The following is a 13,022-nucleotide window of genomic DNA, read 5'->3' as shown; positions in this document are numbered from 1 at the left end:
GAGACCCCGCATGATCAGTCTAAGGGAGGATAAGCGGCATGATCGCCAGGATCGCAATCGTGGCCGCGGCCATGTTGGCCGTCAGCATTCAGGCAAAGGCCGACGACCGTCCGCTGAAGATCGGCTGGCTGATGAGCTATACCGGGCCGGGCGCCGCGGCCGGCGCCGCGTCCGATGCCGCGATCCAGGTGTTTTTCCGCAAGTTCGGCACTACGGTCGCCGGTCGCAGGATCGAGATCATCAAGCGCGACACGACGGGACCCGCACCTGACGTGGCCCGCCGCCTGGCCCAGGAGCTGATCGTCAGCGAGAATGTCGATTTCCTCGCAGGAATGGACTACACGCCCAACACAATGGCTGTTGCGCCGCTATCGACCAGCGCCAAGGTGCCCCTCCTCATCGTCAACTCGGCAACTTCGGGCATCCTCGCCAAGCATCCCTTCGCCGTTCGGTTCGGCTTCACGACCACCGAAATGGCGCAGCAGCTCGCGCTCTACGCCGCCAAGCAAAAGCTGAAATCCGTATATACGTTCGTGCATGAATACGAGCCGGGCCTCGATGCGGAGGCGATGTTCGTCCGTGAATACAAAGCGGCCGGCGGCGTGATTGCCGGATCTGTGCGGGCGCCGCTCAAGGCCACGGACTTCTCCGCCTATATCCAGCGCATCAAGGACGCGAACCCGGATGGCATCTTCGTGTTCATGGCTGCCGGCGAATTGACGCCGATCTTTCTCCGCCAGTTCAAGGAGGCAGGGCTGGATCCGGCCAAGATCATCGGCATCGGGGACATCACGGACGAATCGTCACTACCTGCCGCGGGCGAGGCCGCTCTCGGAGTTGTTACGGCCTTCCATTACACCCCGACGCATGATTCGGAGGTCAACCGAGAGTTCGCAGCCGCGTTCAACGCGGTCGCGCAGGGCCGGCCGCTCGGTTTCATACCGGTCGTCAGCTACGACGTCCTGCGTGCCATCTATACGGTCGTTGATGCGCAGAAGGGCGATCTCAATCCCGAGCGCACGATCGAGCTTCTGAAGCAAACAAGATTCGAAAGCCCGCGCGGCCCGATTGCGATCGACCCGTCGACCCGTGAGATCGTGCAGAACATCTACTTCCGAAGGGTCGAGAATCGGGACGGACAGATGGTCAATTTGGAGTTTGCGACCATTCCCGACGTCAAGGATCCTGGATCGGCGCGCTAGATCATGGTCGGCTTCGTCAACGTTCTGATCGGCGGCATCGCTTATGGGTTCGTGCTGTTTCTGATGGCTGGTGGCCTCTCCATCACGCTCGGGCTGATGGGCTTCGCCAATATGGCGCATGCGGCGCTGGCCATGGTTGGAGGCTACACGGCGGCATTGCTGATCGGCAAGGCCGGGTGGCCGTTCCTTGCGGCGGTGGCAGCGGCTGCCGCCATCGCGGCCGCCGTGGGTGCGATCCTCGAGCGCAGCCTTTTCCGGAGACTGTACGAGGCCTCGGAGCTGGAACAGGTCCTGCTGACGATCGGCGTCGTCTACGTGTCGATTGCCGCAGCCACCTATCTGGTCGGTCCAGAGCAGATGGCGATCGCGGTGCCTTCATGGCTGGACGGAAACGTCCGCATCGGCGCTGTCGAGGTCAGCCGCTACCGGCTTTTTCTGATCGGCTTCGGCACGGCACTTCTTCTGTCGCTGCTTGTTCTGATCGATCATACGAATTTTGGCGCCAGGATAAGGGCGGCCGTTTTCAACCGGCGGATGACGGCATCCTGCGGCATCGACGTCGCAAGACTGTACGCCCTCGCCTTCGCTCTCGGCTCCGCGCTTGCTGGACTAGGCGGCGCGCTCAGCGTGAAGCTCCTTGGCCTCGACCCGAACTTCCCCATCAAATTTCTGACGGAGTTGCTGATCGTGGTCAGCGTCGGCGGGCTCGGCTCCTTGCGCGGAACGTTTGCCGCCTGCCTCATGTTCGGGGTCCTTGACGTGGCCGGGAAATATCTGCTTCCGGAGATCGGCGCGTTTATCATCTATGCAACGGCGCTTTCCGTCCTGACGGTGCGCCCGCAAGGCCTAGCCGGCCGTCCGCAATGAGCGACATCACTCTCGACCTCGCGCGAACTGCGGTGCGCTTTCGCGCCAGATGGACCTTGGTCGAGCTGGTCTTTTGGATCGCTGCAGCGGCCTGCTATGTCCTCTTTCCCGGCAAGCTCGTCCTTCTCACACAGATCCTAATCGGCGGCCTGTTTGCGATGTCGCTCGATCTGTTGCTCGGCTATGGCGGGATTCCGTCCTTCGGACATGCCGCCTTTTTCGGACTCGGCGCCTACACGGCGGGATTGCTCGCTGCGCATGGCTGGGGCGAGCCGATCTCCGGCGTTCTTGCTGCCGGGCTCGTGACCGGCGCTCTCGGCTTCGCCTTCAGCACGCTGATTGCAAAAGTCCGCGGCGCCGCAGTGCTCATGGTGACGCTTTGCATCGGGCTTCTGCTCTATGAAGGCGCAAGCCGCCTGCCTTGGCTCACCGGCGGCGACAGCGGTCTCCAGGGAATCGAGATGTGGCCGCTGCTCGGGCTGTTCGAGTTCGATCTCTTCGGCCGAACCGCGTTCTGGTATGCCTATTGCAGCGCATTGACGCTTTATCTTGTCGCCCGGCGTTATGTCCACTCGCCGGAGGGTCTCGCGCTGCAGGCCATTCGCGAGAACCAGACCCGCGTTCCGATGCTCGGCGTCTCCATCACACGGCGCAAGATGATCGCTTTCACGATATCGGCGGCGAGGCGCGCTGCTGGCGCAGACCACACAGATCGTCGCACTGGAAACGTTGAGCTTCGAACGATCGGTGTCGGCCCTCGTCATGCTGATCGTCGGCGGAATTGGCACGCTTATCGGCGGCTTCATTGGGGCTGCCGCGTTCATCTGGATGCGCGACCTGCTGTCGACGGTCAATCCTGTATATTGGATGTTCTGGCTCGGCCTGGTGCTGATCGCGATCGTGTTGACGGCTAGAGGCGGCCTACTCGGCGTCGTGAGCCTGGTTCGGAGCAAGATCGTGCGCTGGAGGCGAGCGAGATGACGGTTGCCGCGCTCCAGACACGCGACCTTTGCAAGCAATTTGGCGCCTTGAAGGTCACCAATGCCGTCAGCCTCGTGCTAAAGGCAGGCGGTCGACATGCCCTGATCGGGCCGAACGGCGCCGGCAAGAGCACGCTGATCAACCTGCTCACCGGCGTGCTGGCCCCGAGCAGCGGCAGCATTCTGCTGGAGGGCGAGCCAATCGATCGATTGAGCACCGATCAGCGTGTCGCACGCGGATTGGGGCGGACTTTCCAGATTAACGCCCTGTTCCCGCATCTGACGCCGCTGGAATCGATCATGCTCGCGGTCGCCCGGCGCCGCGGACGGCTTGGCAGGCCTCTTCAGGCCTTACATCGGCAGCCCGACACCACGGACGAGGCGTATGAGTTGGCGCGTTCGGTCGGGCTTGACCGCGACTGCCTGCGGCGGACTGCCGAACTATCTTACGGTCGCCAGCGCCTTGTGGAGATTGCTCTCGCCCTCGCCGGCCGTCCCCGCGTGCTGCTGTTGGACGAGCCGGCGGCGGGAGTTCCCGCCGGCGAGAGCTTTGAGCTGATGCAGGCTATCGAATCCCTCCCCGATCAGATCGCCGTTCTCTTCATCGAGCACGACATGGATCTGGTCTTTCGTTTTGCCGACACGATCACCGTTCTCGTCGCCGGTTCGGTATTTCGCCAAGGCAAGCCCGGCGAGATCGCGACCGACCCGGAGGTGCGGCGGATTTATCTCGGAGATGACCGTGACTGAGCCGCTGCTCGAGGTCGACCAGCTCAACGTGGGCTATGGTGAAGGAATCGTCATCAGCGGACTGTCCTTCGCGATTGAGGCCGGCGGCTCTCTTGCGGTTCTGGGCCGAAACGGGGCCGGAAAATCAACCCTGATGCTCGCCCTTGCGGGTCATCTCACGCCCCGCTCGGGGCGAATTCGTTTTCGCGGCAACGAGATCGCCGACCTAGCGCCACACCGGCGATGCCGACTGGGCATCGGGTGGGTGCCGCAAGGCCGCGAGATATTCGCCCCCCTCACTGTCGAGGAGAACCTGCAGATTGCCGCGACGAACGGACCTTGGACAATCGAGCGCATCTTCGAGATGTTTCCAAGTCTGAAGGCACGTCGCACCAATTTCGGAGATCAGCTGTCGGGCGGCGAACAGCAGATGCTGGCGATCGGTCGAGCCCTGGTGACGAACCCGCGCTTGCTGCTGCTCGACGAGCCGCTCGAAGGCCTCGCCCCCGTCGTCGCGCAGGACGTCGCGCGCTGCATCACCGCGATCACCGAGACCGAGAGCATGGCGGTCATTCTGATCGAGCAGCACGCAGGCTTCGCGCTCAGGCTGGCGCGGCAGGCGATCATCCTGGAGCGCGGCATTGCCGTTCGCAACGGAGAAAGCAGCGCTATTGCGGCGGATCGCGGTGCCCTCGAACAATATGTCGGCATCCGCAAACCCGGTCGCGCCGCGTAGCCGAAGGCTTGCTCATTATACTGTCCATATGGTAGATTTAGCGTAATAATAATTTCCTGGGAGAACCACATGGCCTTTCGTTTCGATCCCGAGGAGCGGAACTTCGTGGACGACCCCTATCCCACCTACAAGGTGTTGCGCGACGACCATCCGGTCTATCTGCACGAAGGGAGCGGGTTCTACATCATCACGCGAAACGAGGACGTGGCGCGCATCCTCAACGACTACGAGGTCTTCTCTTCGGCGCGTGGCAATGCGCTGGTCGATTCACCCTTGCGGGTGGGCAGGACGCTCGGATCGACCGATCCGCCGCGTCATGACGAACTTCGCCGTGTGGTGATGAAGGGCTTCACGCCCGCGCGCATCGAATCCATGCTGCCCGCCATTCAGCGCGACGTCGATCGACTGCTGCACAAGTTCGGCACCCGTCGTGAGTGCGACTTCATGGCAGATATCAGCAGGCCCATCCTCTATGGCGCACTCGGGCGGATGCTCGGGTTGGACGGCGAAGCTGCGGACCGGGCGGCGGATTTGTCGCGGGACATCTTTCATACCGATACGGGACCGATGGGCCCGGCTGCGAGGCCGGGCTTGATGGAAGGGGTGTTTGAACTGCTCACCGAGCAGCTCGAGCGACGTCGCAAGGACCGCAGTGACGATCTGTTCTCGTTCCTGCTCGACGCACAGGAGGGGGGAGCACCACTTTCCGACGGCGAGATTCTGGGCAACATGTCGACCGTCCTGCTCGCGGGCAACGCGTCCATCGGGCATTATTTCTCTAACTTGATCTACGCGCTCTGGACCAATCCGGACGAGCGTCGCAAGTTGCAGGCCGATCCGGCCCTGCTGGATGCCGCCGTGAACGAAGGCGTTCGCTGGGATACGTCAACCCAGGCTTTCGGACGGCAGACCACGAAGGAGGTCAAGCTGCACGGAATCGCAATTCCGGCAGACAGCCGGCTCGTGGTCTGTTTCGCGGCCGCCAATCGCGACGAACGCGCTATCCCGGATCCGGACCGCTTTGACATCAGCCGGCCAAAGACCCGGCATTTTGGCTTCGGCTCCGGCCCCCATATCTGCCTTGGGGCGCCCGCAGCACGGGCCATGATGCGAACGGTCATGACCCCTCTGCTGCCGGCGCTCGGCGACTATGAGCTCGACGTCGCGAACGCCGAACGCGTCGCTCACATGATGGTACGCGGCTTTTACAAGCTGACGATCCGCTGGTGAACGAGGTGAGCGAGTTCGACCTCACCGGCAATGGGTTTCTCGATGACCCCTATCCGACCTATCGTCGCCTGCGCTCCGAATGTCCGGTCTATCATTGCCCTACCACAAAGCTCTGGTTCGTGAGCCGCTATGCGGATATCGCCTATGCACTGAACAATCCCGTCCTGCTCTCGTCCTCCGCCGGGAACGCCCTCAGCGATTCTCCGCTGCGCGTGGGCAAGACGCTCGGCTCGATCGACCCGCCACGGCATGACGAGCTTCGCCGGATCATCATGCGGGGACTGAGCCCGGCGCGTATCGAGCTGGTTCTGCCCTGGATCCGCGATACTCTCGCTAAGGGCCTGGAAGCGCTTGGCACCCGGCGCCGATGCGACTTTGTCGCCGAAGTGAGCCGCCCGGTGCTGTTCGGCGCGCTAGGCAGGATGCTGGGGCTGGGACCCGATTCGGCGCAGCGCGCAGCCGAGCTGTCGGAGCGTTTATTTCGCGGGAATTCCGGCCCCGCGGGGCCTGCGCTCTCCGAGGAAGAACGCGCCAAGGTCATTGCGCTGCTGTCCGAGGAGTTGGAACGCCGGCGTGTCGAACGTGGGGACGATCTCTTCTCGGTCCTGATCGCTGCTCAACAGGATGGAGCGCCCCTCACGGATACCGAGATCGTCGCAAACATGATGACCGTGCTCCTGGCCGGCAATGCCTCCATCGGCCACTTTCTACCCAACCTGGTCCATGCGCTCTGGCGCCACCCCGAGCAGCGATCGCGCATCCTGGCCGATCAGAGCTTGGTCGAAGCTACCATCGAAGAGGGTGTGCGCTGGGATACCTCGACACAGTGTTTCGCGCGGATCACTTCCAGCCCGGTCGCCCTCAGCGAAACCGACATTCCAGCAGGCAGCCGGGTGGTGTTGCTTTACGGCTCCGCCAATCGCGATGAGAGCGCAATTACAAATGCCGAGACCTTCAATGTCGACCGGGGCAAGGTTCGCCATTTCGGCTTCGGTTCGGGGCCGCATATTTGCCTCGGCGCCCCCGCGACACGCGCCATGCTCCGCACCATTCTGCCGAAAGTGCTGAGCACTTTCGGGGACTTCGAGATTGACCTCGCCCGCGCAGTTCGTGTTCGTCACCTGATGGTGCGCGGCTTCAGGAGCTTGCCGCTCGCTTGGTAACGCGTTTTGCGTCTTTGTTTCGCGGAGCGAGCTTACGCCGGCGAGGTTGCTCTGCCGGCTCGCGGAAAAACAGCGCGCAGCAGGTGCGGATGTGCTCATCAACGAATTTCTTTGAAAAAGGCGAGTGGCCCATCACCTGCTGGACCTCGGCCGAAAGCATGAAGATACGCGTTACCGCACCGATGAACAGATACTGGAGATGATAGGGATCGCCCTCGACGTAACGGTCTTGCTTTTGAGCCGCACGGATGAGCTTCGCGACGACGTTGAAATAGTTGCGGACCCGATCTTCGACTAGCCAGGTCAGCCGTTCGCTCTCGCGCTTTCCCTCGTGTGACATCAGCCAATGGAAGTTCGGATTGGCAGCGGCGAAGCGGATGAACTGCTCCTGGAGAACCCTGAGCTGTCCCACCTCGTCCTGCTTAGAGACGCCGGCAAGGTAGTCTTGGAAGTGCCGGCTGAAATTCACGCTCGTCGTTGATAGGACGGCGCGCCAAAGCCCGTCCTTGTTCTTGAAATGATAAGTCACGAGCGGATGCTGAACGCCGGCCTTGGCTGCAACCGTCCGTGTCGACGCTCCCTCAAAGCCACGCTCGGCGAATTCCTCGAAAGCGGCCTCCAGGATCCGTTCCCTTGTGTCGAGGGAACGCTGCTGGCGCCGGCGCTGATTCACGACCTCGTCGAGGGTTTCCTTGGTCAGATCCGTCGCCAAAACAGCTCCGCGTGGCATGCCATGTCCGCACGAAGCCTATCCGCCGGAGCGACCGGTTTGTCAACACCGCGCCCGACGCGCACAAGCGGAACACACAGACCGGAGCGACACAGGCGTGAACTCCGCCGGCAAGTCGCCTCGCCGGCGGCAGTCGCTCGCTGTGCCGGGAAATTTAGGACCAGACGGCGAAGCCGATACCCGTGCCTGTACCGGCCGGGGTCCTATAGCCTGGATAGTATTCCGTCCAGTCGTTGTCGAGATGCTCGGACATGCCCGCGACCATCACCCAATTCAGGAGTTCCGAAGAGCCGGAGTTCAACTCTCCCCTGGTCAGCGACTTGAGGACGGACACGTCCTTGCGCTTGATCGCATCGAGCACCTTGCGATCGAGCTTCTCGTCCACGACAAAATGGCTCAGGCCGCCGCTGGCCACCACGGCCACTCGGGCATCCAACTTCGACCGTGAAATGAGGCTCGCGATCGCCTGTCCGACGCCATAGGCGCGTCGTGCCGTCGGGGCATTGGGCGGAAAGTAGGTGTTCAGCAGGACCGGCAGAACCGGAATGGACTTTCCCTTGAACAGCCGCTCGATGATGAAGCCGTAGGCATGGCCGAATCCGGCCTTGTGCGGGTCATCCACCTTCGCTGCTGCTCCGATGTCCACGTCGTTCTCGATCAGACCATGGATCAGCTCGCGGGCGAGCTCTGGACAGCCCGGAAACGTATGGACTGCATCCATGGCATATCCCTTCATGACCGTGCCGATCCAATTCGGCGTCTGCGGCGTGAGATGGCGCTCATGCGTCAGGATCTCCTCTCCATAGAAGATGGAGATTGCGGGCATGTTGGATAGGCTGAACAATTCGGCCTGATCGTCCCCCACGATCAGCACGACGTCGGGTGCAACCTGCGCCAGGCGGTCGGCCATGTAATCCAGAGCCTTCTGCGATGCGGCCTCGATCTCCAGGAACTTCGCCTCGGTCGCCAGCGCCGCATAAGGAGCGCCGTTTTCGCGGGCGAGCTCGTCGTAGGACACATAGCGGCCATCGGAGAGATTGAGAGCTTTGTTCTTGAGATCGTCAGCCGCGCGCTCGCTCCAACGCTTTCCCTCCAGCGCGAGCATGGGGGTGTGCGACGCGGCGAGGCCGAGAACGATTTTCGCCATTGGACATTTCCTCTCTTTTAATTTTACCAGATGGACTATATTGCTACGAGCGATCGCGAATGGCAATCGCCTCGACGCAATTCCCAGGGCTTGCGACGGTCGCTTTTTAATTATACCATGTGGAAGATTTAGTGGTCGCAAGACCCGCGCTATCCATCCAGGGAGAAATGTCCGCATGATCATCGACGCCCACGCGCATCTCGTCGCGCCGCCGAGCTTCTACGCCCATCGCGGAAATCTCCAGGTCGCGCGCGGCCAATACGGCATCTATCACGCCAAGATCCCGGATGCAGAGCTTGAGAAATCAGCAGCCCAGAACGTGCAGATCATGGACGGCGTCGGCACCGACATCCAGGTTCTCTCACCCCGGCCTTTCATGATGCTGCATGGCGAGAACCGCTGGGACGACATCGTCAGCTGGGCGCAGGACAACAACGACATGATCGCACGCACGATCAAGTTGCACCCCAAGCGCTTCCGCGGCGTGGGCGGCCTGCCTCAAGCGACGGGCGTGCCGGTTGAAAAGATGTTCGACGAGATCAAGCGGTGCATCAACGATCTCGGCTTTCTGGGCGTGTTGATCAATCCCGATCCTTCGGAGGGGGCCGGCAAGTCGCCGCCGATGGGCGATTCCTATTGGTATCCCCTATACGAATTCCTCTGCGAGCACGATATCCCTGGTCACATCCACAGCTGCGCCTGCTGCGGCCGCGAAACGTATGACGAGCACTTCATCACGGAAGAGAGCCTTGCCATCACCTCGATCTCCCGGTCCGACGTGTTCAAGCGCTTTCCCAGCTTGAAGCTGCTGATCAGCCATGGCGGCGGCTCCGTGCCGTATCAAGTCGGTCGCTGGCGCTCGAATCGCCAAATGTTCGCCGCCGCCTCGGGGGCGAAGGCCGAGACTTTCGACGAGACGCTCAAGCGCTTCTGGTTCGATACGGTACTGCACTACAAGAAATCGCTGGAGCTGCTGTTCGACGTGGTCGGCGCCGATCGGTGCGTCTTCGGCACCGAGCGGCCGGGCAGCGGCGGCGGCATCGATCCAAATTCGGGCAAGCCCTATGACGACATCAGGCCGGTAATCGAATCGATCACCGAGATCAGCGAAGCTGACAAGAAGGGCATTTTCGAAGGCAACGCGCGCCGTCTGTTCGCGCGGCTTGACGTCTGACCGGTTGGGGAGGAGCAGCAATGACTGCACGCCGCAGCATCGAAATCGAAGGCTTCAGCCATGGCGCTCAGCCGATACCCGCAGCGTCTCGCGTCGGCAATATCGTCATGACCGGCGGTGTCTATGGGTTGGATCTCGCGGCAGGAAAGATTCCTGACGAGGTCGAGAAACAGGTTGAACTGATGTTCGACAATCTCAAGCGCATCATGGCGGCAGCCGGAGGTGCGATGGATCGCATCGTCAAGATGACGGTTTACGTCAAGGTTCCGGAAGCCCGACCGGCCGTCAACAAGCATTGGCTGGAAGCGTTCCCCGATGCAGCTTCGCGACCTGCACGGCATACATTCCAGAACGATCATCTGCCGGCCAACATGCTGGTCCAATGCGATGCCATGGCGGTTCTCGAGTGACCACCTCAACGACATCTGACATTGTCGCCAGACTGATGGAACTCGACACCTGCGCGGTGTCCGACGCGCTCGACAAGCTCAACTTGCCGGGCGCTGTCATCGGAGTCTCGGCCCTCACCGGCCCGACGCGAGTCGCCGGACGAGCCGTTACGACGAAGCTCGGCGCACCTCTGCCGAACCTCCCGAAACGCCACCTCGGCGCGGGAGCGGTGATGGCGGCAGAACGTGGCGACATCATCGTCGTCGAGCATCGCGGACGGACCGATGTGTCTGGCTGGGGCGGCCTGCTCAGCCTCGGCGCCGTCAAGAAGGGCGTTTCCGCTATTCTGATTGACGGCGCCTGCCGAGACCTTGATGAAAGTCGCGCGCTCGGGCTTCCGGTCTTTGCGCGCGCAGCCGTACCCGTGACCGCTCGCGGCCGGATCGCGGAGCATTCGTTCCAGGAGCCGATCACGTTCGGCAACGTCGCCGTCAAGCCGGGAGACTATGTCCTAGCCGATGGCAGCGGCGTGGTGTTCGTCGACCAACTCCGCGCCGAGGAGATCATCGCTACGGAGCCGAGGACATTTTTGGGCGCGAGCGGGCGATGGCGGCAGCCATCGATCGCGGCGAAGCGATCGGCAACGTCATGGCCGGGAACTACGAAGATATGCTGAAAGGGTAGCGCAGCAAATGACACAGGACGCGGCTGAAAACCTCAAGACATTCGGGGTGACGACCCTGTCAGATGCACTGGATCGACTGGGCATCGAGGGGCAGTGTCTCGGGATCATGCCGTTTGCGCGCTCGATGCGTCTTGCCGGCCCGGCCTTTACGATCCGAATGCTACCGACCGGCCAGAGCGGCGGTTCGGTCGGCGACTATATCGATGATGTGCAGCCCGGCCAGATCGTCGTCATCGACAATGACGGTCGCATGGACGCCACGGTCTGGGGCGACATTCTGACCCTGGTCGCCGACCGCCGCGGCATCGGCGGCACCGTCATTGACGGCGTCTGCCGCGATATCGACCGCAGCATCGAACTCGACTATCCGATCTATGCCCGGGCCAACACGATGCGGACTGGCAAGGATCGCGTCACTGCCGACGCCTACAATGTGACCGTGCAAATTGCCGGTATCCGCATCGCGCCTGGCGATTGGCTGGTCGGGGATGGCGACGGCGTGATCTGCATCCCGGCGAGCCGCGTCCAAGAGGTGATCGAAGTCGCCGGACAGATCGCAGCCGCAGAGGAGAAGATCCGCGAAGCCGTGCTGCGCGGCGATCGCCTCGACGAGACACGGAAGAAGTTGCGCTACCATGCGCTGCAAACGCGCGAGAGCGGCGCCAAGGCTTGAATTTAGAGACGCGTCTGCTCGGCAGACGATGGCTCGGCTTTGCGATTCACGCAGTTTCTGGCTTCAAGGAAGCTGCAGGCGGTCTAGAGGCCTGCCAATAGTGGAAATTAGCCCATGCATGTTGCGCATACCGGTCGTGGCAGCGGGCCTGCGCCGGGCGCGTGCCGGCAGGCGACTCGACAGGAGAGCGTCAATGCCTATTTCTGGCTCCGAATTTAACCTCCTGTTAGTAACGCTGTTAAGTCCCCAAGCATTTTAAGATGACGACCAGTCGATCCCTCCTAGGCTTTCAAAAAGTCACGGAGCGCGATTGATGAATGATCCCTTAATGACGTTGGGAGATGTGTACCGTCGGACGGTTCGCGACGTTGCGATCGGGCTTGTCTTAACTGTTCCGCTGGTTTGGCTAGCATACGCCTATCTGTTCGGACCGGAGGGCAACGTGAGCAGCCTTTATGCGACAGGTTGCGTCGCTCTGCTTGGTACGCTCGCCTCCATTGGAATTGGAGGCGCCATGAGCCTGCGCAGCAACCTGCTGCAGCAAAAGTTGATCGCGACCCAGGCCGAGCTCCTAAGACTTTCGAGAGTTGACCAACTCACCGGTCTCTTGAATCGAAGAGGATTTAACGAGGTTGCAGCCAAGGCTCTCGCAGAGGCATACGATCGTCACCTTCCCGCTATAGGCTTGATGATGGATATCGATCGGTTCAAGGGCATAAATGATCAATACGGTCATGATTTCGGTGATGCGGTGCTGGTTGAAATCGGGGACGTGCTCAAGTCGTTCGCGAAGGAGCATAGCCTCGTGATTGGCAGGCATGGAGGCGAAGAATTCGCGGCGCTGCTGTTGGGCGTATCTCCGAGCGATGCAGTTTTACTCGCTGAGCAGTTGCGGCAGGCTTGCGGGCAGAGAGAAGTTGCCCGAAATGGTGCCTTGACCAAGGTCACGGTTAGCATTGGGCTGGCGGTTTCCAAGGGAAGCGAGGGATTGTCGAAAGTACTTGGCCTTGCAGACGAAGCTTTGTATCGCGCCAAGCGTGCAGGGCGAGATCAGGTTTCGGTGCGCTATAGCGATACCATTGGCGTTTCCGCTTTGGGCTTCACCTAATCGTAGCAACCGCACTCTTTCTCCACGCGCGCGCAGCAGCCTCACTTGGCGCGAACTCCGAGACTCTAACTGCTGCTGGATGAAAATTCAGTGGCAGGTCAAGCCGCCGCGAGCGAGCGCTTCCTGCTATTGCTCAAAGCTAAGATCGGGATGGCCAAGGCTTTGGCCAATCTACCCAAAAAAGATTTGCGTGTGTCGAAGACAGACG

At 61.4% G+C, this 13,022-nt stretch carries 14 protein-coding genes; 12 read left to right on the top strand and 2 right to left on the bottom strand.

The genetic code is table 11. The features are described from left to right. The first annotated feature begins 38 nt into the window (after positions 1-38). From XH91_RS37025 to XH91_RS36995, 7 genes are all read left to right on the top strand, one after another. Positions 39-1,202 carry an ABC transporter substrate-binding protein gene (locus tag XH91_RS37025; protein ID WP_128930029.1) on the top strand — a complete coding sequence of 388 codons (1,164 nt, stop codon included), beginning with the start codon at positions 39-41 and terminating at the stop codon, positions 1,200-1,202. A 3-nt stretch (positions 1,203-1,205) separates the two neighbouring features. Beyond that, complete coding sequence (locus XH91_RS37020) at positions 1,206-2,069, top strand: branched-chain amino acid ABC transporter permease (protein ID WP_128930028.1); 864 nt, start codon at positions 1,206-1,208, stop codon at positions 2,067-2,069. Continuing rightward, positions 2,066-2,983 (top strand): branched-chain amino acid ABC transporter permease, encoded by a 918-nt coding sequence (locus XH91_RS37015; protein ID WP_128930027.1) that lies wholly within the window; start codon positions 2,066-2,068, stop codon positions 2,981-2,983. Before XH91_RS37020 ends, XH91_RS37015 begins: the two co-directional genes overlap by 4 nt. A 63-nt stretch (positions 2,984-3,046) precedes the next feature. Beyond that, positions 3,047-3,799, top strand: a complete 753-nt coding sequence (locus tag XH91_RS37010) for an ABC transporter ATP-binding protein (protein WP_128930026.1) — start codon at positions 3,047-3,049, stop codon at positions 3,797-3,799. Beyond that, on the top strand, positions 3,792-4,514 hold the full coding sequence (locus XH91_RS37005) for an ABC transporter ATP-binding protein (RefSeq protein WP_232995550.1): 723 nt from the start codon (positions 3,792-3,794) through the stop codon (positions 4,512-4,514). Before XH91_RS37010 ends, XH91_RS37005 begins: the two co-directional genes overlap by 8 nt. A 69-nt stretch (positions 4,515-4,583) precedes the next feature. Next, positions 4,584-5,744 (top strand): cytochrome P450, encoded by a 1,161-nt coding sequence (locus XH91_RS37000; protein ID WP_128930024.1) that lies wholly within the window; start codon positions 4,584-4,586, stop codon positions 5,742-5,744. Then, entirely contained in the window at positions 5,741-6,907 is a 1,167-nt protein-coding gene (locus XH91_RS36995) for a cytochrome P450 (RefSeq protein WP_128930023.1), read from the top strand. Before XH91_RS37000 ends, XH91_RS36995 begins: the two co-directional genes overlap by 4 nt. On the opposite strand, the gene XH91_RS36990 is transcribed toward XH91_RS36995, so the two are convergent. Together XH91_RS36990 and XH91_RS36985 are read right to left on the bottom strand one after the other, a co-directional pair. Then, positions 6,882-7,619, bottom strand: a complete 738-nt coding sequence (locus tag XH91_RS36990) for a TetR/AcrR family transcriptional regulator (RefSeq protein WP_164933590.1) — start codon at positions 7,617-7,619, stop codon at positions 6,882-6,884. The two genes, XH91_RS36995 and XH91_RS36990, sit on opposite strands and share 26 nt — an antisense overlap. Before the next feature lie 172 nt (positions 7,620-7,791). After that, a complete protein-coding gene (locus tag XH91_RS36985) occupies positions 7,792-8,850 on the bottom strand; it encodes a DODA-type extradiol aromatic ring-opening family dioxygenase (RefSeq protein WP_164935432.1) in 1,059 nt (352 codons plus the stop codon). Positions 8,851-8,959: 109 nt separating this feature from the next. Between XH91_RS36985 and XH91_RS36980 the strand changes: the two genes are divergently transcribed. The 5 genes from XH91_RS36980 (at position 8,960) to XH91_RS36960 (ending at position 12,814) form a co-directional block, all read left to right on the top strand. Beyond that, complete coding sequence (locus tag XH91_RS36980; RefSeq protein WP_128930020.1) at positions 8,960-9,958, top strand: amidohydrolase family protein; 999 nt, start codon at positions 8,960-8,962, stop codon at positions 9,956-9,958. Positions 9,959-9,978: 20 nt separating this feature from the next. Continuing rightward, entirely contained in the window at positions 9,979-10,368 is a 390-nt protein-coding gene (locus tag XH91_RS36975) for a RidA family protein (RefSeq protein WP_128930019.1), read from the top strand. Positions 10,369-10,403: 35 nt separating this feature from the next. Further along, complete coding sequence (locus XH91_RS36970) at positions 10,404-11,024, top strand: RraA family protein (RefSeq protein WP_210326182.1); 621 nt, start codon at positions 10,404-10,406, stop codon at positions 11,022-11,024. 16 nt (positions 11,025-11,040) lie between these two features. Next, complete coding sequence (locus tag XH91_RS36965) at positions 11,041-11,706, top strand: RraA family protein (RefSeq protein WP_128930018.1); 666 nt, start codon at positions 11,041-11,043, stop codon at positions 11,704-11,706. A 313-nt stretch (positions 11,707-12,019) separates the two neighbouring features. Then, positions 12,020-12,814 carry a GGDEF domain-containing protein gene (locus XH91_RS36960; protein WP_128930017.1) on the top strand — a complete coding sequence of 265 codons (795 nt, stop codon included), beginning with the start codon at positions 12,020-12,022 and terminating at the stop codon, positions 12,812-12,814. The last annotated feature ends 208 nt before the right edge of the window (positions 12,815-13,022 follow it).

The sequence above is a fragment of the Bradyrhizobium guangzhouense genome, from assembly GCF_004114955.1.
Taxonomy (GTDB): Bacteria; Pseudomonadota; Alphaproteobacteria; order Rhizobiales; family Xanthobacteraceae; genus Bradyrhizobium; species Bradyrhizobium guangzhouense.
Note: the sequence above shows the minus strand (reverse complement) of the source record. Positions and strands in the feature narration are given on the sequence as shown.